This window comes from Carnimonas bestiolae, assembly GCF_051251145.1.
Lineage (GTDB): Bacteria > Pseudomonadota > Gammaproteobacteria > Pseudomonadales > Halomonadaceae > Carnimonas > Carnimonas bestiolae.
Window position 1 is genome coordinate 598,017 of sequence record NZ_JBPCZK010000001.1, and the last position, 24,856, is coordinate 622,872.

At 58.5% G+C, this 24,856-nt stretch carries 22 protein-coding genes; 7 read left to right on the forward strand and 15 right to left on the reverse strand.

Annotated elements, in window-relative coordinates:
- The first annotated feature begins 21 nt into the window (after positions 1–21).
- Both R84865_RS02790 and R84865_RS02795 read left to right on the forward strand, forming a co-directional pair.
- Positions 22–1,197: a cation diffusion facilitator family transporter gene (locus R84865_RS02790; RefSeq protein ID WP_435638777.1), complete on the forward strand. Its 1,176-nt coding sequence runs from the start codon at positions 22–24 to the stop codon at positions 1,195–1,197.
- 60 nt (positions 1,198–1,257) lie between these two features.
- Positions 1,258–1,533, forward strand: a complete 276-nt coding sequence (locus R84865_RS02795) for a hypothetical protein (RefSeq protein ID WP_435632206.1) — start codon at positions 1,258–1,260, stop codon at positions 1,531–1,533.
- Positions 1,534–1,551: 18 nt separating this feature from the next.
- Here the strand turns inward: R84865_RS02795 and R84865_RS02800 are convergent, their stop codons facing one another.
- On the reverse strand, positions 1,552–2,052 hold the full coding sequence (locus R84865_RS02800) for a pilin (protein ID WP_435638778.1): 501 nt from the start codon (positions 2,050–2,052) through the stop codon (positions 1,552–1,554).
- Positions 2,053–2,191: 139 nt separating this feature from the next.
- Between R84865_RS02800 and R84865_RS02805 the strand changes: the two genes are divergently transcribed.
- The 4 genes from R84865_RS02805 to yacG all read left to right on the forward strand — a co-directional run bounded on the left by R84865_RS02805 (position 2,192) and on the right by yacG (position 5,779).
- Positions 2,192–3,646, forward strand: coding sequence for a GspE/PulE family protein (locus tag R84865_RS02805; protein ID WP_435638779.1), 1,455 nt, complete (start codon positions 2,192–2,194; stop codon positions 3,644–3,646).
- A complete protein-coding gene (locus tag R84865_RS02810; protein ID WP_435638780.1) occupies positions 3,636–4,829 on the forward strand; it encodes a type II secretion system F family protein in 1,194 nt (397 codons plus the stop codon). The genes R84865_RS02805 and R84865_RS02810 overlap by 11 nt, the downstream gene beginning before the upstream one ends.
- A gap of 26 nt (positions 4,830–4,855) precedes the next feature.
- Positions 4,856–5,464, forward strand: a complete 609-nt coding sequence (gene coaE, locus R84865_RS02815) for a dephospho-CoA kinase (RefSeq protein WP_435638781.1) — start codon at positions 4,856–4,858, stop codon at positions 5,462–5,464.
- 87 nt (positions 5,465–5,551) lie between these two features.
- Positions 5,552–5,779 (forward strand): DNA gyrase inhibitor YacG, encoded by a 228-nt coding sequence (yacG, locus tag R84865_RS02820; protein ID WP_435638782.1) that lies wholly within the window; start codon positions 5,552–5,554, stop codon positions 5,777–5,779.
- Between the two features lie 138 nt (positions 5,780–5,917).
- On the opposite strand, the gene R84865_RS02825 is transcribed toward yacG, so the two are convergent.
- From R84865_RS02825 to R84865_RS02840, 4 genes are all read right to left on the reverse strand, one after another.
- Positions 5,918–6,925 (reverse strand): Nudix family hydrolase, encoded by a 1,008-nt coding sequence (locus tag R84865_RS02825; protein WP_435632212.1) that lies wholly within the window; start codon positions 6,923–6,925, stop codon positions 5,918–5,920.
- A gap of 156 nt (positions 6,926–7,081) precedes the next feature.
- Positions 7,082–8,290, reverse strand: coding sequence for a bifunctional glutamate N-acetyltransferase/amino-acid acetyltransferase ArgJ (gene argJ / locus R84865_RS02830; protein WP_435638783.1), 1,209 nt, complete (start codon positions 8,288–8,290; stop codon positions 7,082–7,084).
- A 99-nt stretch (positions 8,291–8,389) separates the two neighbouring features.
- On the reverse strand, positions 8,390–11,131 hold the full coding sequence (gene secA / locus R84865_RS02835; RefSeq protein WP_435632214.1) for a preprotein translocase subunit SecA: 2,742 nt from the start codon (positions 11,129–11,131) through the stop codon (positions 8,390–8,392).
- Between the two features lie 101 nt (positions 11,132–11,232).
- A complete protein-coding gene (locus R84865_RS02840) occupies positions 11,233–11,595 on the reverse strand; it encodes a hypothetical protein (protein WP_435638784.1) in 363 nt (120 codons plus the stop codon).
- A gap of 98 nt (positions 11,596–11,693) precedes the next feature.
- On the opposite strand from R84865_RS02840, the gene R84865_RS02845 reads away from it, so the two are divergent.
- Positions 11,694–12,188 (forward strand): DciA family protein, encoded by a 495-nt coding sequence (locus R84865_RS02845; protein ID WP_435632216.1) that lies wholly within the window; start codon positions 11,694–11,696, stop codon positions 12,186–12,188.
- Positions 12,189–12,276: 88 nt separating this feature from the next.
- Here R84865_RS02845 and lpxC read toward each other — a convergent pair whose 3' ends face one another.
- From lpxC to R84865_RS02895, 10 genes are all read right to left on the reverse strand, one after another.
- Positions 12,277–13,185 carry a UDP-3-O-acyl-N-acetylglucosamine deacetylase gene (lpxC, locus tag R84865_RS02850; protein ID WP_435632217.1) on the reverse strand — a complete coding sequence of 303 codons (909 nt, stop codon included), beginning with the start codon at positions 13,183–13,185 and terminating at the stop codon, positions 12,277–12,279.
- A gap of 211 nt (positions 13,186–13,396) precedes the next feature.
- A complete protein-coding gene (ftsZ, locus tag R84865_RS02855; RefSeq protein WP_435632218.1) occupies positions 13,397–14,590 on the reverse strand; it encodes a cell division protein FtsZ in 1,194 nt (397 codons plus the stop codon).
- 34 nt (positions 14,591–14,624) lie between these two features.
- Positions 14,625–15,932: a cell division protein FtsA gene (ftsA, locus tag R84865_RS02860; protein WP_435632219.1), complete on the reverse strand. Its 1,308-nt coding sequence runs from the start codon at positions 15,930–15,932 to the stop codon at positions 14,625–14,627.
- Positions 15,933–16,372: 440 nt separating this feature from the next.
- On the reverse strand, positions 16,373–17,083 hold the full coding sequence (locus tag R84865_RS02865) for a cell division protein FtsQ/DivIB (RefSeq protein WP_435632220.1): 711 nt from the start codon (positions 17,081–17,083) through the stop codon (positions 16,373–16,375).
- A 24-nt stretch (positions 17,084–17,107) separates the two neighbouring features.
- Entirely contained in the window at positions 17,108–18,571 is a 1,464-nt protein-coding gene (gene murC / locus R84865_RS02870) for a UDP-N-acetylmuramate--L-alanine ligase (RefSeq protein ID WP_435632311.1), read from the reverse strand.
- A 4-nt stretch (positions 18,572–18,575) separates the two neighbouring features.
- The gene (gene murG / locus R84865_RS02875; protein ID WP_435632221.1) at positions 18,576–19,670 is read right to left on the reverse strand and encodes an undecaprenyldiphospho-muramoylpentapeptide beta-N-acetylglucosaminyltransferase; all 1,095 of its coding nucleotides are present in this window, start codon (positions 19,668–19,670) and stop codon (positions 18,576–18,578) included.
- A complete protein-coding gene (gene ftsW / locus R84865_RS02880) occupies positions 19,663–20,877 on the reverse strand; it encodes a putative lipid II flippase FtsW (RefSeq protein ID WP_435636802.1) in 1,215 nt (404 codons plus the stop codon). The genes murG and ftsW overlap by 8 nt, the downstream gene beginning before the upstream one ends.
- Before the next feature lie 2 nt (positions 20,878–20,879).
- Positions 20,880–22,256, reverse strand: coding sequence for a UDP-N-acetylmuramoyl-L-alanine--D-glutamate ligase (gene murD / locus R84865_RS02885; RefSeq protein ID WP_435638785.1), 1,377 nt, complete (start codon positions 22,254–22,256; stop codon positions 20,880–20,882).
- Positions 22,257–22,266: 10 nt separating this feature from the next.
- Positions 22,267–23,349, reverse strand: a complete 1,083-nt coding sequence (gene mraY / locus R84865_RS02890; RefSeq protein WP_435632224.1) for a phospho-N-acetylmuramoyl-pentapeptide-transferase — start codon at positions 23,347–23,349, stop codon at positions 22,267–22,269.
- 132 nt (positions 23,350–23,481) lie between these two features.
- The gene (locus R84865_RS02895) at positions 23,482–24,855 is read right to left on the reverse strand and encodes a UDP-N-acetylmuramoyl-tripeptide--D-alanyl-D-alanine ligase (RefSeq protein ID WP_435638786.1); all 1,374 of its coding nucleotides are present in this window, start codon (positions 24,853–24,855) and stop codon (positions 23,482–23,484) included.
- Between the last annotated feature and the right edge of the window lies 1 nt (position 24,856).

The following is a 24,856-nucleotide window of genomic DNA, read 5'->3' on the forward strand; positions in this document are numbered from 1 at the left end:
TTCACCGACCTGTACGCCACCATGCCATACTCCAGCCCAGCACACGACTCCCAGCAGCAGGAAGCCCAGCGCGTTAACCTGGCCACCGTCGTTACCGATGCATTGCTCGCGGTGATGAAGCTGGTCGTGGGCTCGCTCACCTTTTCGAATGCGCTGATCGCCGATGGCATTCACTCCCTCGCCGACCTATTGACCGACATCATTGTGATGGGCGCGACTCACTTCGGGCGGCGGGCGCCGGATGATGATCACCCCTATGGTCACGGGCGCATCGAAACCATGGCAAGTTTGTGGCTCGGCGTCGTGCTGTGCGTGGTGGCGGGAGCGATGATTTGGGAGAGCGCGCAGCGGCTGTGGATGGGGGAAAGCGTTCATTTCGCCAGTCTCTGGGCAGTAGCAGCGACACTCATTGCGCTGCTTGCCAAGGAAGCGCTGTTCCACTGGACCATGCGCATCGCCAAACGCCAGCAATCGCCGTTACTCGAAGCCAGCGCTTGGCATTCGCGCTCTGATTCGCTGTCGTCACTGATCGTATTGGTGGGCCTGATAGGCACCTGGTTTGGCTGGTTTTGGCTCGATTCCCTGGCAGCGCTGCTGGTCGCCCTACTGGTGGCCAAGATTGGCTTCGACACCCTGTGGCAAGCGGGCCGTGAACTGATCGACACCGGTTTACCCGAGGAGCAGCTGGCCGAACTGCGCGGCTGTGCCAACGACATCCCTGACCTGAAGGATCTGCACGATCTGCGCGCTCGCCGCATTGGTGGCGATATCTCGCTGGATGTGCACTTGCAGGTGGAGTCGAATATTTCGGTCACGGAAGCCCATGAAATCGGCATGGCGTTTACCTCGCGCCTGCGCCAGCAGCGCGACAGCCTGCGCGATATTACCTTCCATATCGATTATGAAAACGACGCCGAAGAAGAATGGGGCGTTACCACGCAGCTGATGCCGCTGCGCAATGAGATTACCGAACTGCTCAATCGCTGCTGGGAAGGATTACCTTGCTGGCAAGAACATATTCATCTCGGGCTGCAGTATCGCCGTTTGCGCGATAAATCAGCGCGCTGTATCGATCTGGATATCTATCTGCCGCCCCAGACCCCGGAAGTGCCGCCCGCCACCCTGCGAACGTTGGCCAACAACCCTCCTTGGCTGGGAGATATACGTTTATGGCATGCCAGCAGCCAAACGCAGTAGAGTACGCCGGCTGCTGATCCTGTAAGCTAGGCCAATCATACTTTGCCAGGATGTCGTGACATGAATACCACTTCCACACTTCAGCAATCCCGTACCATTAACGAACTGCGCTCGTTCATCAAGAAGCTGCTTTACGATTCCTCCATTCTGGATACATCGATTGCCATCGCGCGCGAGCACAACGGCGAGAAGGATGCTGCCGAACGTATCGCAGAAGCGATCAGCGCGCGCACCAGTATCAATATTCCCACGCAACGCCAGCAGCAGTCAGCGGGCGATGTGCTATTCCTGGAATTGCTGAAAGAAGTGGTCGAAGAAGAACAGGGCCTCTACTAAGGCCCTGCCTCAATGCTGTCAGCCTGACACCGAGCGACAGCCAACCGGCAACAGGTCATCGGTTACTACCGCAGAAGCTGTGCACTGCCACTGCTGATCGGGCTCGTTGCCGGGCATGAGCGCAAGCCAAGCGCCCTCTCCGATATAGCGGGAGGCGCCCTTGCCAAAGGTATAGCGCAACGTACCCGCTGCATCGACCTGCCACTCGCCATAGGCATCAGCCACTGCAGTACCTTCTACGCCCAACGCGGCCATCGACGGAGTTGCGCCGCGCAGCAGTATATCCTCAACGTTGATCTGTTGGCCTCTCAACACCATGTGTGCCGATGCCACTTGCGACTGCGCCACGTAGCGCTGGTAGCGCGGTATCGCTACCGCGGCAAGCACACCGATAATGGCGATTACGGCCATCATTTCCAGCAGCGTAAAGCCTGCCTCATCACCGCGATCATCACGGCGCCAACTGCTTAACCTGCCACCCCCCTTCGCCAGCCCTGCCATTTGCATTGCGATGCCCATACTAAATATTCCTTGTGTGAAGTGGACACCGCCTAATCGGCAGATACAGCGCTTTCCTTTAGCCTTAAAAAATTGCCCCGGCGGCCGATAGCGAAGATGAACCTAACGTTTTCACTCCGGTATTCGCACGAGACTCTCCATGAAGCTGGCGTTGGTATCCGCATCGGCCGAGCGCACCACAGGTGGCACCGTCACCGCGCGCATCAGCGGCCCTCCCAGACTACCCGGGCTGCCGCATATCGAGCTTGCCTCGCTACCTCTTCACGGCGTGCCCGCTACGCTGCTCGTGCGACTCAACGTTCTGCCGCTGGAACTGAGCAACAACAGGCTAAGCGTGGCTATTCCAGAGGGGGCGTCAGCGGCACTGCCCCAGCAGCTCAGCATTGCGTGTGGTTGTGATATCGACGCCACCAGCGTGCCGCAGGAACTGCTCGCCCCCTGGGTCGCCTCTTATGCAGCGCTGGCCGCGTGCGATATTCCTATCGCTGAAGGCAGCCCTTCTGTCGATAGCGTACTGAAGGAGCTAGCAGCAAGCTGTTGCTACCGCCATGGGTCGGACCTTCATCTGGAGCCCACCCCTAGCGGGTACCAGGTCAGGATACGCATCGATGGCGTACTGCAACTGCTGACTCAACTACCTGTGACGCAAGGCCAGCGCTGCGTGCTAAGGCTGAAGCTGTTGGCCGGGCTTGACGTTGGCGAGCAGCGCCTGCCGCAGGATGGCGCGCTTGAAATCACCCTCGACGATGGCGAGCAGACCTCCTTCCGGCTTGCCACGCTACCCACCGTTGACGGCGAAAAAGTTACGCTGCGCTTGATCAACTCGCCCTCGCGGCAGCTCAGCATTAGCGAACTTGGCATGTCATCAGCGCAATTGCAGCTACTGACCAACGCGCTGGCGTCCAGCCGCGGACTCATTCTGGTGTGCGGCCCCACCGGCAGCGGCAAAACCATTACGCTCTACAGCGCACTGATGCACATTGATCGCCAGCGCCGCCATGTCGTCAGCGCGGAGCATCCTGTCGAACATCGTCTGGCCGGCGTGCAGCAGGTCCAGGTGGAACCGCGTATCGGCCTCGACTTCGCAACCGTGCTACGTGCTTTTCTACGTCAGGATCCCGACGTGATGATGATCGGAGAAATTCGCGACGCCGAAAGCGCAGCGATTACGCTCAAAGCTGCTCAGACCGGCCATCTAGTGCTCGCCACCGTGCATGCCACCAACGCCGGCGCCTGCTGGTCGCGAATGCGCCAATTGGGTGTGGCAGAAGATGATCTTCAGGAATGCGTGAAGCTAATAATTTCGCAGCGCTTGGTGCCGTTACTTTGCCAACACTGCCGATGCCCCGCCGATGAACTGGTTGCTACCCACCTTGCCCAGCAATTGCAGCAGTCCGTGAAGACGCTCACGCCAGCCGTTGCGCGCGGATGCCAGCGCTGCCTCGACGGCGTTCAAGGAAGGCTTGGCATCTTCGAGTGCGCGTCGCCGCCCTTCACCGTTACCCATAGCGACATGGCACCGCTGTACCGCGCGGGGCTTGAAAAAGCCGCACTGGGACTCATCGACTTTCAGGCGCTCAGCCATGTTATCTGACCGATCGGTACCGCATGCGCGCGCCAACAAGGTGTGGCATTGGCAAGCGATGTCGAAGGATGGCAGCCTGGCAAGTGGCCGCATCGCCGCCCCTTCACGCCAGCAAGCAATACAGCGTTTAGCGCAACAGTATGAGTGGATGACGCGAATCAAGCGCTCGTACCGACAGCGCCACGTCCGCAACAATGCGAGCTGCTGGGCACTTCGGCTGACAACATTAAGTCAATTACTGGCAGCCGGCATTGGTCTGGCGGAGGCCTTGCACCAGCAGGCTCAGGCGGCTGTTAACGATCAGGAATTTCTGTTCTGGGATGACCTGAGCGAGCGTGTGAGCTCTGGTATGCCACTTTCTGCGGCGCTGGAACACACCGGCATCGCGAAAGTACTGGTATTGGCCGTGCCGCTTATATCGCTGGCGGAACAAAGCGGCGGCCTAACCCATACGCTGGCCAATTTGGCCCTTCAGCTCGAGAAACGTTTAGCGCTGCAACAGCGTTTGATTGCCCCCATGCGCTATCCCGCACTTATTGCTGCGGTCAGCATAGTGATGATGATCGCCATGATGAGCTACATCGTGCCGGTATTCCGTGACTTATACGGCAAGGAGGGAGAAGCGCTGCCGCTTGCCACCAGCATGCTGTTTTCACTGTCAACGCTGTTATGCGATCACACGCTAGTGCTGCTGGTGTCACTGTGTGCCGCGCTGGTGCCCTGCGCGCTAGCCTGGCGCACACGCGGGCAGTGGCTGCATCGCTTGCCCTTTATCGGCAGCATGGTGCGCTCGGCCGCGCGGATAGAGCTACTCGACAGTCTGGCGCTAGGACAGCGCAGCAATATCGGCCTTGATATTACGCTGTCGCGCCTTGGCGATAATTACCACGGCATTGCGGTGGGAGAGATACTGAAGCAGCTGACGCGTGGCTTCAGCATCGCAGAAAGTATTCGCCAAAGCGCTGGCTTCTCGGCTCATACCTTGAGCATTATTGCCAACGGCACGCGCTGCGGTCGATTGGCTGCCGCCTTCGAACATGCTGCCTTGCTTGAACAGCGCCAGCTTGAGCGGCGCCTGGGAAGAGTTGAGCTACTCATCGAACCACTCATGATGTTAGCCTTGACGCTGGGGCTAGGCGCTATTGTAGTGGCGCTTTATCTGCCCGTTTTCGATTTGGGCCAGCGCCTCTAGCCGCATCACGCCATCAGGGAAACAACATGCTAACGATTGGCCTAACGGGCGGCATTGCCTCAGGAAAGAGTTTGGTCGCCCATTATTTCAGCCGCTATGGCATTGGTTGCGTCGATGCTGATCAGGTCGCGCGTGATGTAGTGATGCCGGGCCAGCCTCTGCTGGCGAAAATCGCCGAGCATTTTGGTGACGCAGTGCTGGAAAGCGACGGCAGCCTGAATCGGCGTGAGCTGCGCCACCTGATCTTTGCATCGCCCGAACAGCGCCAATGGCTAGAGGCGCACATGCACCCCGTCATTCGTGAGCGCATCTTTGCTCAGCTCGACACGCTCGGCGGCCCCTACCGATTGATGATGGTGCCGCTACTGCTTGAATCCGAGCATTACGCGGCTCACGTAGATCGTATTCTGGTGGTCGATGTCGACGAGGAGACCCAACTGGCGCGGGTGACTGCCCGTGATGGCGGCAGCAAGCACCAGGCAGAAGCCATTGTTGCGGCGCAAATGCCGCGGTCAGAACGCCTCGCCCGAGCCGACGACATCATCGATAACAGCGCCGACCAACAGCATTTGCTGCAGCAGGTTACCGATCTCCACCACGCCTATTGCGCACTTGCGCACGAAGAGCAGCGGTGATTTTAGCCGCTCCGCCGAGCCTGATATCATATCGCCAAATTAGGCGTTAACGCCGAAACACCCCGTTTTCATCAGTAGGAGAGGCTAATGGCTGCCAGCAAGGCACCGTTACAGGTCAAGTGCCCACAGTGCGGCACTCAAGTGAAATGGAACCAAAACAGCCCGTTCAGGCCCTTTTGCTCAAAGCGCTGCCGGCTGATCGATTTGGGCGAGTGGGCCAGCGAAGGACATCGTATTCCAGGGGAGCCAGCGATGGACGAGACGGATATCGACGCACTGATCGCGCGCATGGAGCGCGGTGATCAGCAGCAGTAATAGCGCGATGCGCTGGAAGGAATGTCGCTGTTAGCGATGGTGCTGGTGTAATCCAGCGCTGGCGAACGCACCGGTGAAGGCGCTCGGCAGCATTGCCGAATTAATAAAAGCGGCCTGCTTAAGCAGGCCGCTTTTGTGTTACTGCGTTGGCAAGAAGGCTGAAATAGCCGCAACCCCTTGTGCGCCAATAGCGCGCGCGCGATCAATATCGCTTAACGCCATGCCACCAATGGCAAATACCGGAATGTTAATATTATCCAGACGGCTCTGTAGCCCATTCCAGTACATGGCATCGGCATCAGGATGGCTAGTGCTGGGCAGCACGGTGCCTAACACCGCGAAGTCACAGTCGATCGACTGCGCATGCTCAAGCGCTTCGCTGCTGTGCGCCGAAGCCCCCTGCCAGCGATGAGCAGGCAGAACGCGCTGAGAGCAATCGAGCAATTGCGTCTCGGTGAGCTGTACGCCGGCCAGATTGTGCTGCTCGACCAACGCTGCCAGCGCTTCGATATCACATGAATGGTGCCCGATCACCAGCTTCGCCCCCGCTTTAGCAGCCAGTTCGGCGGCCACCACCACCCGCGCCTGGTACGCATCGGCGCTAAGGCTACTGGCACGCAGCCGCACCAATTCAGGGGAGTGCTCAGCCAGCGACGCCTTGAAGCGTTCGCTAAAGCGCGCGTCGTCTGCCTCATCCTCGGTAACCATTAATGCATGAGGCATCATCACCGCCTTGACCACCGCGTCGTTGGCAGAAGGAAAGTGATAGCGCGCGACATCGGCATGGGGCACCCAGCGCACCACCTGGCCTTCCGCACCATAGGGCTCGCCGCTGAAGTCACGCACTTCCCATACGTCGAGCAGAATGCGTTTATCACTGTACTCGTGATTAACCTTGATAAGCGGGCGAGCACGGTGCACCTGAATACCGAGTTCTTCCTGAAGTTCGCGTTTGAGCGCTTCCAGGCTGGTTTCATTGGCGTGCAGCTTACCGCCCGGAAACTCCCACATGCCGCCCTGATCAACGTAAGACGGCCGACGCGACAGAAAGATGCAGTCATCACCGTTATAGATAACTGCTGCAACGACGTGCAGGCGCCGCTTGGGCACCGCGAATTGTTCAGAAGTAGAGTGCCCGCGTTTCATTGATCAGAGGTCCCCCGGGACCGAATAATCATTGCCATGCGCGAAGATGGGATGCCCGCGCTGTCCATCATGCCTTTCACAGTAACTGCCTATTATCGATAACGCTCTGTACGCAGCGGCGCTGCTACGCCGCTGCAACTGCTTATGCCGATACCCTTAGCTGCGGTAATCGGCGTTAATGCTTACATACTCATGCGAAAGATCGGAGGTCCACACGCGTTCACGCTCAGTGCCACGCGCCAGTTGCACCACGATCTCGATATCTTCGCTGGCAACCGCAGCACTGCCAGCTTCTTCACTATATTCCTCGGCACGCGCGCCGTTACGCGCGATGGTTACGCCGTTCAGCGCAATACTTACCTGATTGACGTCGAGATCGTCGATATCGGCCTTGCCAACGGCCATCAGCAGCCGGCCCCAATTGGCGTCACTGGCGTAGAGCGCAGTTTTGACCAGTGGAGAATGGGCAATGCTGTAGGCAACCTTGAGCGCCTCAGCGGTATTCGCCGCCTCGCGCACGTCAACAGTGATGAATTTGGTGGCTCCCTCACCATCGCGAATAATCGCCTGCGCCAGCTCAAGCATCACCTCTTGCAAGGCATCGCTGAATAGGCGCTCGTCTTCAGGCGTAGTAATCGCACTGCTGGTGCCGGTAGCCGCCAGCATGCAGGCGTCGTTGGTAGAGGTGTCAGAATCAACGGTAATACGATTGAACGAACGTTCAGTGGTATCGGCCAGCAGGCGCTGCAGCGTGTTCTGCTCGATCGCTGCATCGGTAGCAACAAACGCCAGCATGGTGGCCATGTTGGGGCAGATCATGCCGGAGCCTTTGCTGATACCGTTGATGGTCACGCGCTGGCCGGCTATATCGATCGAGCGGGTAGCGCCCTTGGGGCGCGTGTCGGTGGTCAGAATGCCCCACCCCGCCTGCTGCCACTGATCGGCCCCCAGTTGCTCGAATACCTGAGGGATCGCGGCTGTGATTTTGTCTACGGGCAGTGGCTCGCCAATCACGCCGGTGGAAAACGGCAATACGCTGCTGCTATCGAGCTGTGCATGGTCTGCCACTGCGGCAACACAGTCACGTGCGGCCTGCAAACCAGCGTCGCCAGTACCGGCATTGGCGTTGCCGGTGTTGATCAACCAGTAGCGCGGCTGGGTAGTGGCAAGGTGCTGCTTGGCAACGCTAACGGGCGCTGCGCAAAACGCATTTTTGGTGAAAACGCCTGCCATGGTGGTGCCTTCGACAAACTCGAACAGCACCAGATCATTGCGGCCTGGCGTTTTGATACCGGCGCTGGCAATGCCAATACTGACACCTGCAAGCGCGGGTAATGCAGGAAAACTGGAGGCTCCCGTCGCCATAGTGGGCTTTCTGCTCCTTAACCTGGGGCTAACAGCATTGCTGCTGGCCATCTGTCATCTGAACACGCCGCTTGGCTGACCAAGCGGCGTGGGCATGAATTAACTCAAACGGCCGTGACACTGCTTGTACTTCTTGCCTGAACCGCACGGGCAAGGATCGTTACGGCCTACTTTCGGTTCTTCGCGCTTGACCGTCGCAGGTGCGGGCTGTGCCACCTCTTCGGCACTGGCAAGCGCCGAGTCGTCCAGCGTCATCTCGCTGATGTCGCTGTCGTGAGTTTCAGCGGCAGCGGCTTGTTCTCGTTCCAGCGCTTCGCGACGTTCACGTTCGAATTCATCGATGTCTTCTTCACGACGCACCTGCACGTGACTCAGCACGCGGATGACATCGCTCTTGATACTCGCCAGCAGCGACTCGAACAGATAGAACGCTTCGCGCTTGTATTCCTGCTTGGGATTTTTTTGCGCATAGCCACGCAAATGGATGCCCTTACGCAGATGATCCATCGACTGCAGATGCTCTTTCCAGCGGCTATCGAGAATTTGCAGCATGACCTGGGTTTCGAAGCGATTCATTACCTCATCGCTAAGCTGCTCGCGCTTCTCGGCAAATAGCTCGGCGTGCTCTTTCTGCAACTCTTCGAGCAGGGTTTCCGCCGCTAAGCCAGGCTGCTCTTCAAAGAGTGCATGCAGGTCTATCTCGAGATTGAAGTTTTCCTTGAGGTCCACTTCCAGCCCGTCGATATCCCACTGCTCGGCCAGCGTGCCTTCGGGGATATGACGCTGGAACGCAGCGGTCAGCACTTGACCACGAATATTGCGAATGTTGTCAGCAATATCGGGGCTTTCGAGAATTTCATCGCGCTGGGTGTACACCACCTGACGCTGGTCGTTGGCAACGTCATCGTATTCGAGCAACTGCTTACGAATATCGAAGTTGCGCCCTTCCACTTTCTTCTGCGCGCGCTCAACGGCGTTGGTCACCATACGGTGCTCGATGGCTTCGCCGCGCTCTAGGCCCAGCGCCGTCATCAGACGCTGCACGCGGTCGGAACCAAACAGACGCATCAGATTGTCTTCCAGCGACAGGAAGAAGCGCGTCGAGCCCGGATCGCCCTGACGACCGGAACGGCCGCGCAGCTGGTTATCGATACGGCGCGACTCGTGACGCTCTGAGCCGATCACGTGCAAACCGCCCGCTTCTACCACTGCGTCGTGACGCTGCTTCCAGGCCGCTTTGATTTCTTCAATTTGCGCGTCGCTGGGGTTTTCCAACTGAGCGACTTCGGCCTGCCAGTTACCGCCCAGCAGGATGTCGGTACCACGGCCTGCCATGTTGGTGGCGATGGTGACCGAGCCCGGCTGCCCGGCCTGCGCGATGATGTGTGCTTCGCTCTCGTGATGCTTGGCGTTCAATACGTTGTGCGGCACCTTCTGCTGGCGCAGCATCGCATCAAGCAGCTCGGAGCTCTCGATCGACGCCGTACCCACCAGCACCGGACGATTCGCTGCCACCTGCTCCTTGATGTCTTCGATGATCGCTTCGTACTTCTCCTGCGCGCTCATATAGACCAGATCGTTCTGGTCCTTGCGCACCAGCGGCCGGTTGGTCGGAATCACCAGTACGTCGAGCTTGTAGATTTGCTGGAATTCGTACGCTTCGGTGTCGGCAGTACCGGTCATGCCGCCCAGTTTGTCGTAGAGACGGAAGTAGTTCTGGAAGGTGGTCGATGCCAGCGTTTGGCTCTCTTTCTGCACTTCCACGCCTTCCTTGGCCTCGACGGCCTGGTGCAGACCTTCCGACCAGCGACGCCCCGGCATGGTACGACCGGTGTGCTCATCGACGATAACCACCTCGCCGTTGGCCACAATGTAGTCGACGTCGCGGCTGTAGAGATGGCGGGCGCGAAGCGCGGCGTTGGCGTGATGCAACAGGCCGAGGTTTTGCGCCGCATAGAGCGAATCGTCTTCCTTGAGCAGGTTGGCTTCACGCATCAGCTGTTCGATTTTCTGATGGCCCTGCTCGGTCAGCTCGATCTGTTTCTGCTTTTCATCAATGATGAAATCGCCGCTATCGCTGTCCTCGGGATCGCTGCACGGCTGCATACCGCTGACCAGACGGTCGATGGTCTGGTACATCTCGGTATTGTCTTCAACTGGGCCGGAGATGATCAACGGGGTACGCGCTTCGTCGATCAGGATCGAATCGACCTCATCGATCAGGGCGAAGTTGAGCTTGCGCTGCACCTTGTCTTCCAGCGAGAAGGCCATGTTGTCGCGCAGGTAGTCGAAGCCGTATTCGTTATTGGTACCGTAGGTGATGTCGGCAGAGTAAGCATCGCGCTTCTCGTGCGGCAGCTGGCCGGCGAAGATCACGCCAACGCGCATGCCAAGGAACTCATACAGCGGACGCATCACCTCGGCATCGCGGCTGGCCAGGTAGTCGTTAACCGTTACCACGTGCACGCCATTGCCCGACAGCGCGTTAAGATAAGTGGGCAGCGTGCCTACCAGCGTTTTACCTTCACCGGTTTTCATCTCGGCGATGCGCCCTTCATGCAGCGCCATACCGCCCACCAGCTGTACGTCGAAGTGGCGCATGCCCAGCACGCGCTTACTGGCTTCACGCACCGTAGCAAAGGCTTCGGGTAACAGTGCATCAAGGCTTTCGCCCTGTTCGATACGCTGGCGGAATTCATCGCTTTTAGCACGCAGTGCAGCATCGTCCAACGCCTCGAACTGTTCTTCGAGCGCATTGATGCGAGTAACGACTTTCTGCATGCGTTTGAGATCGCGCTCGTTCTTGCTACCGAGCATCTTGCGGACTATTGAGGTTAACATCGTGTCATCCTGTACTCGCTTGCGAGCGGTGGGTGCATGCAAGCGATTTTCAAAGTGTGCGTATTACGCGCGAGCGGCAGGCGCAGCGCCAAAGAAGTAGGCTAATAGCAGGACACAGCAGGAGGACCACGGCGCGAGAAGCAGCCATGACCTGTTGTCATGGCGATAAACAGTGCGTGAGGAAGTGCGACGCAGTGTACTAGCACCCGAGCCAGATAAACGCGATGGGCACGCCGTGCTTGTCGAACGCTGCGACGGCGTGACACCGCACGGATGGTGTCGGGCACCTGAAAGGCAATACGCGATAGCTCAGCCGTCATCAGCTCCAGACGATGCTGCATCAACGCCGACGACATGGCGATGGGCAGCAGACAGGTCACCAATAGGCCGGTAAGCAGCCAACCGTGACGGCGGCGACCGAGCGAATGGCGATGACCTCTGTTGTGGGAAGCTGACTGTGACATGATAGATTAGATTATATGCCCTGCCTGAAACGCGCTGCGTGTCAGCAGGAGCAATAAGAAATTACCTTGAGCATGTATGACGCGTTAGTGATAGGCCGATGAGTATAAAGGTTAAGAAACGGAACGCACAGCCCGTCTCGCGATTACTCGCGAATTCGGCCTATTCACAGCTGCCACGCAGCGAACTTACCCCGCTGTTGAGCAAGGCTCAAGCGATCGCCAAGGCGCAGCAGCAATTAGAGGAGCACTTGCCCGAAGAACTCAAGGGCCACGTGCTGGTGGGCGGCATTACCGACGGCTGCCTTACCCTTCTGACCGACCGCGCGGTATGGCTAACCTGGCTGCGCTTTGAGCGGGCACGCTTGCTGGCGCTACTGCGCTACCTGCCGGAAATGTCCAGCGTAAGCACGCTAGCGTTCAAGGTCAGACCGCTTAAGCCTACCCATGTGCCGTTGCAGCAGCGGCGCTATTTGTCTGCCTCGGCAGCGGCGCACATCAAGGAGTGCGCTGACTATACCGACGACCCGACGCTCAAGGCCTCGCTGGCACGACTTGCGGCGCATACCACTGCTGACGACACGTCCAACAGCTAATCGTTAATGCTGGCGTTACTACGCAAAGTGCCGCTCATTGAGCGGCACTTTTTACATTCACTACTGCATCCCACTGCGTTGTGATCAATCAGGCAGTCGCGGGCGCCGAGTAGCTGATGGGCGCCTCCTGACCTCCTTCAAACGTAGCGATTTCCCAACACTCGGGGTGCTGCAGCAGGCTACGTACCAGCTTGTTATTGAGGCCGTGGCCCGACTTGTAGCCATAAAATTCACCGATCAGGCTATGGCCCAACTGGTAAAGATCGCCAATGGCGTCGAGCACCTTGTGGCGCACGAACTCATCGTCGTAACGCAGCCCGTCTTCGTTAAGAATGCGGTACTCGTCCACCACGATGGCGTTATCCAGGCTGCCGCCCAGTGCCAGGTTGCTTGAACGCATGCGCTCAAGATCGCGCAGGAAGCCGAAGGTACGTGCTCGGCTCACTTCCTTGACGAAGGAGGTAGTCGAAAAATCAACTTCCATTTTCTGGCGCTGCGACGCAAACACCGGATGGTCGAAATTGATTTCGAAGCTTACCTTGAAGCCATCATAGGGGAGGAATCCGGCGGTTTTATCACCGTCTTCCACTTCGATTGGCTTGGTAATACGAATGAACTTTTTCGCCGCTTGCTGTTCGATAATTCCCGCTGACTGAATCAGGAACACGAAGGGGCCAGCGCTGCCGTCCATGATCGGCACTTCTGCGGCGCTTACTTCAACGTAGGCGTTATCGACGCCTAATCCCGCAAACGCGGACATCAAATGCTCCACCGTCGCGACCCGGGCATCGCCCTCGGCAACAGCAGTGCACAGCATGGTGTCGTGCACCCGCTCAGGGTGCGCTGGAATCTGAACCTGCGGGGAGAGGTCAGTACGGACAAAGATAATGCCGGTATCGACCGGAGCCGGGCGCAAGGTCAAATATACCTTCCTTCCCGAATGCAGCCCCACTCCAGTGGCGCGAATGGTGTTTTTGAGGGTACGTTGGCGAATCATGACTACCTGTCATTCAAAAAGCGGGATGATACCCATTCAGCTTATCAGCTTGCGCAAACGTCTACAACGAACGGTGTTCGAAAAACCCGACTATCACATATTTAACCGGGGTTAATCGACCGTTTAGCGCAGCCACCCCTGCCACACAAACAGAAAAACGCCGATGCGGGCGAAAGCTCACATCGGCGTTTTCATCTTACCGTTACTGCTCTTAGTCGGCCTGGCGACGCAGGAAGGCCGGAATATCGAGGTAATCGTCGAGGTCACGCGACTTGGCGGCAGCATTACCGCGACGCTCGCTGAGGCGCTCGTCACGCTCACGCTCGCGTGCTGCTACCGAAGGACGGCCACCGCTCGGCTGCTGGAGCTTGCGATAGTCGCTGGAGTCGCTGCGCGGCGAACGTGCTTCGTGTTCGACCGCACGACCACCACCAGCGGCAGTGCGTGCATCTTCCAAGCCCGCCGCTACCACGGTAACGCGCAGCTCGTCGGACATGTCCATGTCGATGGAAGAACCCACCACCACGGTTGCGTCTTCGGAAGCGAACTCCTGAACCGCGATACCCACTTCGTTGAACTCGCCGATCGCCAGATCGGGACCAGCGGTAATGTTAACGAGGATACCGCGCGCGCCGTTAAGATTAACGTCTTCAAGCAGCGGCGAACGAATCGCTTTCTCGGCAGCTTCGCGAGCGCGGTTTTCGCCGGTTGCGGTACCGGTGCCCATCATCGCCATGCCCATTTCGGACATAACGGTGCGCACATCGGCAAAGTCGACGTTGATCAGGCCCGGGCTGGTAATCAGCTCGGCGATGCCCTGTACGGCGCCCAGCAGCACGTCGTTGGCAGCGCTGAAAGCAGTTAGCAGGCTGGCATTCTTGCCCAGCACTGTCAGCAGCTTTTCATTGGGAATGGTGATCAGCGAGTCAACGTGCTCGGACAGCTCTTTCATTCCTTCTTCTGCGGCGCGCTGACGCTTGGGCCCTTCGAACGGGAACGGACGCGTTACTACCGCAACGGTCAGAATGCCCAGCTCTTTGGCTACCTGAGCGACAACGGGAGCGCCACCAGTACCGGTACCGCCGCCCATGCCCGCAGTAATAAACACCATATCGGCGCCATCAAGAAGCTCAGCGATACGCTCGCGATCTTCTTGTGCCGCCTGACGTCCCACCTCGGGATTGGCACCTGCACCAAGCCCTTTGGTAATTTCAGTGCCAAGCTGAAGCACTGTCTTTGCAGCAACTCGTTTCAGGGCCTGCGCATCGGTGTTCGCGCAGATAAACTCAACCCCTTCGATACTGCTCTCAACCATGTGGTTGACAGCGTTACCGCCTCCGCCGCCAACGCCGATCACTTTGATGACCGCATTGTTGGATGGCGCATTGTCAACTAATTCGAACATAAGCCCCGTCTCCCTAAACCGCTATGCGGTCTTGTCAAAAATTGCCCTTGATCCAGCCCCGAATCTTGTCAATGGCAGATGGCAACGAGTCACTGATAGAGCGAGTTCCTCGTTCGGAATAACTGCGATGAGACTGCCCCTCACTGCGTCCGACGTTCTTCTCGAACGAAACGTCGTCGTACCCCTGTTGAGAGTGGCGCAGCCCGTAGAGCAAAAGCCCCACTCCCGTGGAATAGATAGGATTGCGTACCACATCGGCAAGCCCGCGCACGTTCTGCGGAACTGCAATGCGCACCGGCATGTGGAAAATTTCCTCTGCCAGTTCAGTAACGCCTTCCATGCGAGAAGTGCCGCCGGTCAGCACTATACCGGCCGCCACCAGATCTTCGTAACCGCTGCGACGAAGCTCTTCGCGCACCAGCGTGAAGAGTTCTTCGTAACGCGGCTCGACCACCTGCGCCAGCTCCTGGCGAGACAGCTCGCGTGGCGCTCGCTCACCAACGCCCGGCACACGAATGATGTCATCACTTGCAGCCAACTGCGTCAACGCGCAGGCATACTTCACTTTGATATCTTCGGCATACTGCGTGGGTGTACGCAGCGCCATCGCGATATCGTTGGTGACCTGATCGCCAGCAATCGGGATAACCGCGGTGTGACGAATGGCCCCTTCAGTGAAGACAGCCATGTCGGTAGTACCGCCACCGATATCGACCATGCAAACACCCAGCTCGCGCTCGTCGTCGGTCAACACGGCGTAGCTGGAAGCAAGCTGCTCAAGAATAATGTCGTCCACTTCCAAACCGCAGCGGCGCACACACTTCTCGATATTCTGAACCGCGTTAAGCGCGGCAGTCACAAGGTGCACCCTCGCTTCGAGTCTGACTCCCGACATACCCAATGGTTCACGAATTCCCTCTTGGGAATCGATCGCATATTCCTGAGGCAACACATGCAGAATGCGCTGGCCTTCCGATACAGCTCGCGCACGAGCAGAGTCGATCACCCGCTCGATATCGTAAGGAGTGACTTCGCGCTCTTTAATGGCGACGACGCCGTCTGAGTTCATGGAACTGATGTGGCTGCCGGCAATACCGACAAACACCGAGTGAATATCGCAACCCGCCATCAATTCGGCTTCTTCAATGGCGCGCTGAATCGATTGCACGGTGGACTCGATATTGATGACGACGCCTTTCTTCATCCCGTGAGAAGGATGAGAACCAATGCCGGCAATTTCGATGCCGCCATCGTCTGTTGGCTGACCGACAATGGCGACGACTTTGGATGTTCCAATATCCAGACCGACCACCATGTTGGAAGCGTTGGAATGTCCAGCCATATGTCGGCGCTACTCCCTGTAAAATTTCGTCACTAAAAATGGAACACGTTGGCCGTTGGGCTATGCATACCGCTATCGATAAAAACAGTGCCTGCCACACGTTATTAAAACATTATCGGACTTGCCTTGATAACGGTATGCGACGACGCGGGCGAATCCATGCCCGACAAAAGTGCACACTCGAATCCTGCTTCATCCGACCAGCTACCAGCGGCATCTGTGATGGCGTCACGGCACGACGGCCTTTAAACGCATCTTACATGAGCGAATTGTGGTTTGAAAATACTTTTATTGCAAATAAAAAGAATTAGCCCTCGACGCGGCAAAGGACTATTGCGCTATTTAAGTTGCCGTTTACGTTAGGGTGCACTTATTTATCTATAATCTTTATTTTTTAATTAGCGATAAATAGTGCTGTTTAACAGCACTATTTATAACCATTAAGGCGCGTGTGTTTCACCGTGCCAACCTACGGCAAGTCCGTTGGGATAACGTAAATCGACATAGCGAATATTATCGGCATCCTTCGACAGCGCGCGCTGCCACGCAACGATGAATCGCTGCACACGCACGTCAAGGTCACCCCGTCCGGGCACCACCCAAAAGTTGTTATTCACCTGGAAACGCCACGCCCCGCGGGCTTCAAGGCGTACCTGGGTGACCGTCATGCCCAGCGGCTTGAGGCGTTTTTCAAGACTGCGGTAGAAACCCAGGACGTCAGCGCCGCGTTCATCAGGCCCGGCCAAATAAGGCATGTCGTCGGACAAATTACCGCTATTAACGACCTGAAACGAATCGCCTTTATCATTTAATAGGTAATTATCGTTCCACCATGCCACCGGCCGCTGCTCTTGCAGTTGGAACTTTAATCCGCGCGGCCACACGCGCGTGATGCGCGCTTCGTCGACCCAAGGAATTTGCAGCGCCTGCGCGCGCAGCGCGTTCAGATCTACGGATAGCCAGCGTTGTCCGGTCACATAGCGCGACAGTTGGCGGCTCAGATCAGCACTGCGAATATGCTTGAATTGCCCATCTACCTGCACCGACTGAATCGGCTGGTCGAGCCAAAACCACAGCACACGTCCGCCGGCGCCCAGCACCACGACGATCAGCACCACACCAAGCAACCGGTTAAACAGACTATTGGGCATTAGGATTCTCGCCATTCACGTCGGTTAAATCTCCACATGCTTAAGGTCCAGCTTGCTACGCGCTAACGCTAAGCTGATCGACCCGACATCGCCAGCGCCCTGGGTAATCAGGATATCGCCGTCGCGCAGAACCCGATCAAGCATACTGGGCAAGGCCGCCTTATCTTCGACAAACAGCGGATCGAGCTGCCCGCGTTGTCTAATCGAGCGCGCCAGCGAGTGGCTGTCAGCGCCGCTGATAGGCGCTTCGCCTGCCGAGTAGATATCCAGCAATAGCAAGGTATCAACGCCGGACAGCACCCGTACGAACTCATCATAAAGCTCGGCAGTACGGCTATAGCGATGCGGCTGATAGACCATCACCAGACGGCGCTCGGGCCAGCCTTGGCGAATGCCCTGAATCACCATCTCGACTTCGCGCGGGTGATGGCCGTAGTCGTCGACCAGCATGATCTCCCCTGCCCCATCGGCGAGCGCGAAATTACCGTGCACCTGAAAACGCCGCCCTACCCCGGCAAAGCTCGCCAGCGCGCGCTGGATATCCTCATCAGCGACCCCCGCATCGGTGGCGATCGCAATCGCCGCCATTGCATTCAAGGCGTTGTGACGTCCCGGCATTGCCAGCACTACGTCGAGCGGCGGCAGGCCATTGGGGCGGACAGCAGTAAAGTGAATTTCGCTGGCAAACTGACGGAAATTCTCGATACGGAAGTCGGCATCCTGGGCAAAACCGTAGGTAACAAACTGTCGGTGAATACGCGGCAGCAGCTCGCGTACCGTTGAATCATCGATGCATACCACCGCCTGACCATAAAACGGCAGGTTATGCAGGAAGGTAATGAAGGCATCCTGCAAGCGCGCAAAATCGCCTTCGTAGGTGGCCATGTGATCAGCGTCGATATTGGTAATAATCGCGCTCATCGGCTGCAGATGCAGGAAGGAGGCGTCTGACTCATCGGCCTCGGCCACCAGGTACTCGCCTTCGCCAAGCCGTGCATTAGTGCCAGCACTGGTGAGTAGCCCACCAATCACAAAGGTGGGATCGAGCCCCCCTTCGGCCAGCAGCGTTGCCACCAGGCTGGTGGTGGTAGTTTTTCCGTGAGTACCGGCCACCGCGATGCCGTTTCTGAAACGCATCAGTTCCGCCAGCATCTCAGCGCGCCGCACGATGGGAATACGGTGATCACGCGCGTACGCGATTTCGGGATTGCTCGGATCGATGGCGCTGGATACCACGATAACATCGGCACCCGCTGCATTATCGCTATGGTGCCCAATCGCTACCGATACCCCTAGCTGAGCCAAGTGCTGGGTAACCGATGAGCGGCGCTGATCGCTGCCGCTGACGTCGAACTCAAGATTGTGCAGCACTTCGGCGATGCCACACATCCCAGAGCCACCAATACCCACGAAGTGGATGCGACGAATTCTTCCTGTACTACTACGCGATAAAAACTGCGGGCGTTTTTCTGCGCGCAGCGCGTTAATTGCTTCACTTTTCAATGGCTATCTCCATACACCCATTGGCCATGTGTTCCATCGAGCCCAGCCGCGCGCGTTTCCGCGCGGCGATAGCCATTTGGTGCAGGCGCCGAGGATCGAGCAGGTCGGCAATGGTGGTGGCCAAGCGCTCGGCATCCATCTCGGATTGAGGCAGCAACACTGCAGCGTCGTGATCGCTCAAATCCCGCGCGTTAACGCTCTGATGGTCGTCGACCGCGTGAGGGAATGGCACCAGAATCGACGGCTTGGCAGCCGCGGCCAGCTCGGCAACGGTAAGCGCGCCCGACCGACACACCACCAGATCCGCCCACTCATAAGCAGCCGCGACATCGTCGATAAATTCGCTACAAGAGGCCTCTACCGATGCGGCGGTGTACGCCTCGCGGGTAGCCTCAAGTTTGTTGCGTCCGGCCTGATGGCGCACTTCGGGGCGCTGCTCCAGCGGCAGCTTTGCCAATGCAGGTGCCACCGTATTGTTAAGCGCCACTGCGCCCAGCGAGCCGCCCATGACCAGCAAGCGCAGGCGACGCCCTTCAAGCGTCTCGACACTACGCACGTGCTGGCCCACTTCCGCCACTTCCGCACGTACCGGATTACCGATCACTTCGGCCTGACGTGATGCAGGAAAGGCCCCTGGGAAGGCGGCATATACTCGGGACGCAAAGCGCGCCAGCGTCGAGTTGGTCATGCCAGCCACGGCGTTCTGTTCGTGAATCACCAGCGGCGTGCCGGTCAGCTTGGCGGCCAATCCGCCCGGGCCACTGGCGAAACCGCCCAGCCCGATCACCAGCGACGGCTGCACCTGTTTGATAATTGCTCGCGCCTGAGCGACGGCACGCGACAGTCGCCACGGCAGCTTCAGCCAGCCAGCAGCGCCATTGCCACGCAGTCCGCTCACCGCGATGCGGTGCAGCGGAATATTGGCCTTGGGCACCAGCTCATTCTCGATGCCGCGCGGCGACCCAAGCCAGTGAATTTCGACACCGCGCGAACTAAGCTCACGCGCCAGCGTGAGGGCGGGAATCACATGGCCTCCGGTACCGCCAGCCATGATCAGCATACGCATAGGGGCTTGCTCAGCCATGGTGCTCACCTCCGCTGAAGGGACGATGGTTATCGCGCTCTCGCCGCTGCCGCCCTTGTCGCGATGCATTAAGGAAGGCACGAGTTTCGCCATCCACACGCAGTAGTAGCCCTACCATCACTCCTGAAATCAGCATACTGGAGCCGCCGTAGCTGACCAGCGGCAGCGTTAGCCCCTTGGTCGGCAGCATGCCGGTATTTACCGCCAGATTGATGAATGCCTGAGCGCCGAAAATAACTGCCAGACCATAGCAAACGAAGGCGGAGAACAGGCGACCGGTCAATTCGGCGGTACGCCCAATACGAAAGGCGCGGTACACCAGAATGGCAAACAACACCACGACGCCTACCGCGCCCAGCAGGCCCAGCTCTTCGGCCAGCACTGAATAAACGAAGTCGGTATGCGCTTCGGGAAGGAAGAACAGCTTCTGAATGCTGTTGCCGAGACCGGTGCCTGTCCAGCCACCGCGACCGAAAGCGATCAATGCCTGAGTCAACTGGTAGCCGCTGGCGTACTGGTTGGCCCATGGATCGAGATAACTAGTAATACGCTGCACGCGGTAGGGTTCAGCAAAAGCGACGAATACGCCGGCCACGATAACCAGGCCCGATAACAGCGCAAAGCGCCACAATCGCACTCCCGACATCAGCAGCATGCCCATCGCCGCCGAGAGCGCCACCACGGTCGAGCCGTAATCGGGCTCAAGAATAAGCAGCGCGCCCTGCACAAACACCAGCGCCAGCGGTGCAATGAAGCCGCTCCAGGTATTTCTCACCCGTTCGATGTGACGCACCATATAGCCCGCCAGATAGACCACCAGACAGATCTTGGCGACCTCTGACGACTGCAAATTGATAATGCCCAAAGGTATCCAGCGTCGTGCCCCGTTGACCGCATGCCCCATTACCGGCGTTGCCACCAGCAGGATCAGCCCCACCAAAAAGAAGGTTGGGCCGTTGGCACGCCACCACGACATTGGCACCCGCATCACCACGATGCAGGCAATAAAGCCAAGCACGATATAAATGCCGTGGCGAACACTGTAGTAGTAAGGGTTGCCGGTCGCACTGGCCGCTACTTCGGTTGACGCTGACGTCACCATTACCCAGCCGATCGCAGCGAGCGTCAATGCCGCCAGCATCAGCCAGCCATCGAGCAGTTGATTGCGCGTTGAAAAGCGCTGTTCCAGCCGTGAAAGAAGGCTCATCGTCACTCCTTGACCGCGTGGGCGCTGGATTCGCCCTGACGCTCAAACCATGCGCGGAAGGCATCGCCCCGCGCTTCGTAATTAGCAAACTGATCGAGGCTGGCACAGGCCGGCGACAGCAGTATTGCATCGCCGGCCTGCGCCAACTCGGCGCCTCGTGAAAGTGCTTCTTCCATGCTGGCGAAACGCTGACACGCCACGGCCTTTGCAAGGCTCGCTTCTAACAGTGACGCATCACGCCCAAACAGTAGCGCGACCTTGGCATGAGCGGCCAACGCTGGTGCCAATGGCGAAAAATCCGCCCCTTTGCCGACGCCGCCGCCCAGCCAGATAATGTTGCCCTTAATGGTGGCCGCAATGCCTTCAATGGCCGCCAGGCTAGCCCCCACGTTAGTGCCTTTGGAGTCGTTGATATAGCGCACGCCGGCACGCTCGCCAATCACTTCGACGCGGTGCGGCAGGCCACGGAAACGCGCCACCGCTGCCAGCACCACCTCGCGTGGCCAGTCCATCACCACGCTAATTGCCAAGGCAGCCAATACGTTGGCAACGTTATGCACACCCGCCACCTGCAGCGCAGAGACCGGCAGCCACGGCTGCTCGCCCTGACATAGCCACTGCTCGCCGTGATGCACCGCGATGCCCCACTCGGCCCCTTCCGGCACTCCGACACCAAAACTGTACGTAGGCAGCTCGATGCTCGGCCAGCTGGCGCGGTCATCACGATTGACCACCGCACACTGCGCCCCTTCGAAGATACGCTGCTTGGCCGCCCGATAGCCGGCCATATCGCCATGCCGATCGAGGTGATCTTCACTGAGGTTCAGAAAACACGCTACGTCGGGCGCTAACTGCCCCACCATCTCAAGCTGGAAGGAAGAAAGCTCGAGCACATACAACTCGTGACCGTGCGCCAACAGCGTCAGCGCGGGCGTGCCCAGGTTGCCGCCAACGCCAACGTCAACCCCGCAGCTCCCCGCGATATCGCCGACCAGTGTGGTAACGGTCGACTTGGCGTTGGAGCCAGTAATGGCGATCACCTTGGCGCTACTGGGCAGCGCACGCGTGAACAGCGTCAGTTCCCCGATCAAGCGCTCGCGCACCTGCGCAAACACCGCCTGATGAGGATCGATGCCGGGGCTTATCACCACTTCGGTGGCGGCGCTCATATCGATCTCGTCGAGATCGCCACAATACAGCGGCACCTCGCCAAACTCGCGGCGAAACTGCGCGGCTCCGGCTGGCTGTTCGCGGCTGTCAGCCATCACAAAGGCGATGCCCTGACGCTTCAGATGCCGCGCGATTGCCATGCCAGACACGCCCAACCCGACCACCAGCAGATGGTCGGGGGGAACGTGAAAGGTAGCTCCGTCAGCCATTCAATACGCCTCAGCGGAATTTGAGCGTGGCCAGGCCAACCAGCACCAGCACGAAGGTGATAATCCAGAAACGCACGATAACGCGGGGCTCGGGCCACCCTTTCAACTCGAAGTGGTGATGCAAGGGCGCCATTCGGAATATGCGTTTACCGGTCAGCTTGTAGGAGCCAACCTGTAGGATGACCGACACCGTTTCAGCAACGAAGATACCGCCCATGATCACCAGCACGATTTCCTGACGCACGATGACCGCCATAATGCCCAGCGCCGCACCCAGCGACAGCGAGCCTACGTCGCCCATGAATACCTGCGCGGGGTAGGTGTTGAACCACAGGAAGCCGAGGCCTGCGCCGACAATCGCGGCGGCAAAGATACACAGCTCGTTGGCGCCGTTGATGAACGGGATATGCAGATAATCGGCGAACACCGCATTGCCGCTAGCGAACGCAAAGATGCTGAGCCCTAGCGTCACAAGCACGGTGGGCATAATCGCCAAACCATCAAGACCATCGGTCAGGTTCACGGCATTGGAGCTGCCAACGATCACGAAATAGGTAAAGACGATATAGAAAAGCCCGAAGGGAATCGCGTAGTGCTTCACCAGCGGAATGATCAATGCGGTTTCAGCGGGCGTTTGCGCATGCAGATAGAGCACAATGCCCGCCACCAGCGCGATTACCGACTGCCAGAAATACTTCCAGCGCGCCGGCAGACCGCGGGAGTTCTTTTCAACTACTTTGCGGTAGTCATCGACCCAGCCGACCGCGCCCATGCCGAGGGTAACCAACAGCACTACCCACAGATAGAGGTTGCTCAGGCTTCCCCACAGCAGCGTCGTCACCGCGATCGAGATCAGGATCAAGCCGCCACCCATGGTAGGCGTGCCCGCTTTCGAGAGATGCGACTCGGGACCATCCTGACGCACCGACTGTCCTATCTGACCGTCAATCAGCCGACGGATAAACCAAGGCCCCACTACCATCGAGGTGACCAGCGCGGTTAGCGCACCCAGTACCATTCGAGTAGTGGTGTACCCGAACACGTTAAAGGCTGAGGAGAAGTGAGACAGCCATTCCGTCAGAAGTAGAAGCATTTACTCAATCACAATGTTGTTAGTGAGCCGAACAGCATCATTCGGCGAAAACAGCCACTGCCAATGTTGCGCTGCGGCCTGTCCATCGATTTACCTCGTTACCGGCGCATATCTGTGGCGCCAGCCAGTGCGCTACTTGGCAAAATGCTCGACCGCGCGCTCCATTTCGGTACTGCGCGAGCCTTTGATCAGCACCGAAGCGTTAGCAGGCAGTTGCTCTTCAGCGGCGGCCAAAAACGTCGCCCAGTCATCGAAGCAGTGCCCCCCAAACGCCTGTGCCGTGTCCGCCGCGGCCTCGCCAAACGCGATCAGACCATCAATGCCGAGCGCTTTGGCGTAGCGGCCAATCTCAGCGTGCTGCTCGGCGCTTTGCTCACCGAGCTCGCCCATCGCACCCAGCAGGCACCAGCGCGGTGCGGGCTGAAGTGCTAGCGTCTCGAGCGCCGCTCGGAAGGCCCCGGGGTTGGCATTGTAGGTGTCATCGAGCAGCGTTCTGCCGCGCTTGCCATGCCGTAGCGCCATGCGGCCACCCACTGACCTTACCCGCTCAAGACCGCGCACGATAACGTCAGCGTCAATCCCGAGCGCGCTTGCCGCGGCGGCGGCAGCCAGAGCATTGCTGACGTTGTGCTCACCAAGCAGCGCAAGCGATACCTTGCCGGCAGATACCTGACCAAGCTGTAGGTCGAAATAATAACGCCCTTGGGCGTCGTGCCCGATGTTACGCGGATGCGCGTATGCGGCAGACGAACTGCCGAAGTCGCGGATGCTTTCTTCACCGCCGCGCAGCACCGCCAGTCGCTGCCACAGCGGATAGAAGGCGTCATCGCGGTTCAGCACCGCCACGCCGCCCTCCGCCAATCCGCTAAGAATTTCTGCCTTGGCCTGCGCAATTCTTGCAAGCCCGCCGAATTCTCCCATATGCGCACCAGTAACGTTGGTAATCACCGCGATCTGCGGCTGCACCAGCGGTGCCGTCCAGGAGATCTCGCCCACATGGTTGGCACCCAGTTCGACCACGCCCCACTGATGCTGAGGCTCAAGCCGGCATAGCGTAAAGGGCACCCCAACGTAGCTATTAAGGTTGCCTAGCGTCGCTAAAACTTCACGCTCGGAGGAGGCTTCTTCGAGAATCGCTTTGAGCATCTCTTTTACGGTGGTCTTGCCGCTGTTACCGGTTACGGCCACCAGCGAGCCGCCCCACTGCTGGCGCACGCTACCGCCAAGCAGGCCAAGCGCCAGGCGGGTGTCCTTGACCACTAACTGACGCCCCGCTGCCGCTGCAACCTGCCCACTGACATCGTGATCGACCACCACCGCGGCCGCCCCAGCCTCAAGCGCGGTTGCAACGAAGCGATGGCCATCCATCGCTTCACCGCGCATGGCGAAAAACAGATCGCCCTGGGACACCGCGCGGCTATCGGTACGCGGCTGCCCGAAACGCTGATCGTTGCCGTCGAACTGGGCACCCATCGCAGCGGCGGCGGCCTTCAACGACGTTATCATG

Coding starts and splice junctions, on each gene's coding strand:
- R84865_RS02790 (WP_435638777.1), top strand. CDS start 22: ATGCCATACTCCAGCCCAGCACACGACTCCCAGCAGCAGGAAGCCCAG.
- R84865_RS02795 (WP_435632206.1), top strand. CDS start 1,258: ATGAATACCACTTCCACACTTCAGCAATCCCGTACCATTAACGAACTG.
- R84865_RS02800 (WP_435638778.1), bottom strand. CDS start 2,052: ATGGGCATCGCAATGCAAATGGCAGGGCTGGCGAAGGGGGGTGGCAGG.
- R84865_RS02805 (WP_435638779.1), top strand. CDS start 2,192: ATGAAGCTGGCGTTGGTATCCGCATCGGCCGAGCGCACCACAGGTGGC.
- R84865_RS02810 (WP_435638780.1), top strand. CDS start 3,636: ATGTTATCTGACCGATCGGTACCGCATGCGCGCGCCAACAAGGTGTGG.
- coaE (WP_435638781.1), top strand. CDS start 4,856: ATGCTAACGATTGGCCTAACGGGCGGCATTGCCTCAGGAAAGAGTTTG.
- yacG (WP_435638782.1), top strand. CDS start 5,552: ATGGCTGCCAGCAAGGCACCGTTACAGGTCAAGTGCCCACAGTGCGGC.
- R84865_RS02825 (WP_435632212.1), bottom strand. CDS start 6,925: ATGAAACGCGGGCACTCTACTTCTGAACAATTCGCGGTGCCCAAGCGG.
- argJ (WP_435638783.1), bottom strand. CDS start 8,290: ATGGCGACGGGAGCCTCCAGTTTTCCTGCATTACCCGCGCTTGCAGGT.
- secA (WP_435632214.1), bottom strand. CDS start 11,131: ATGTTAACCTCAATAGTCCGCAAGATGCTCGGTAGCAAGAACGAGCGC.
- R84865_RS02840 (WP_435638784.1), bottom strand. CDS start 11,595: ATGTCACAGTCAGCTTCCCACAACAGAGGTCATCGCCATTCGCTCGGT.
- R84865_RS02845 (WP_435632216.1), top strand. CDS start 11,694: ATGAGTATAAAGGTTAAGAAACGGAACGCACAGCCCGTCTCGCGATTA.
- lpxC (WP_435632217.1), bottom strand. CDS start 13,185: ATGATTCGCCAACGTACCCTCAAAAACACCATTCGCGCCACTGGAGTG.
- ftsZ (WP_435632218.1), bottom strand. CDS start 14,590: ATGTTCGAATTAGTTGACAATGCGCCATCCAACAATGCGGTCATCAAA.
- ftsA (WP_435632219.1), bottom strand. CDS start 15,932: ATGGCTGGACATTCCAACGCTTCCAACATGGTGGTCGGTCTGGATATT.
- R84865_RS02865 (WP_435632220.1), bottom strand. CDS start 17,083: ATGCCCAATAGTCTGTTTAACCGGTTGCTTGGTGTGGTGCTGATCGTC.
- murG (WP_435632221.1), bottom strand. CDS start 19,670: ATGGCTGAGCAAGCCCCTATGCGTATGCTGATCATGGCTGGCGGTACC.
- ftsW (WP_435636802.1), bottom strand. CDS start 20,877: ATGAGCCTTCTTTCACGGCTGGAACAGCGCTTTTCAACGCGCAATCAA.
- murD (WP_435638785.1), bottom strand. CDS start 22,256: ATGGCTGACGGAGCTACCTTTCACGTTCCCCCCGACCATCTGCTGGTG.
- mraY (WP_435632224.1), bottom strand. CDS start 23,349: ATGCTTCTACTTCTGACGGAATGGCTGTCTCACTTCTCCTCAGCCTTT.
- R84865_RS02895 (WP_435638786.1), bottom strand. CDS start 24,855: ATGATAACGTCGTTGAAGGCCGCCGCCGCTGCGATGGGTGCCCAGTTC.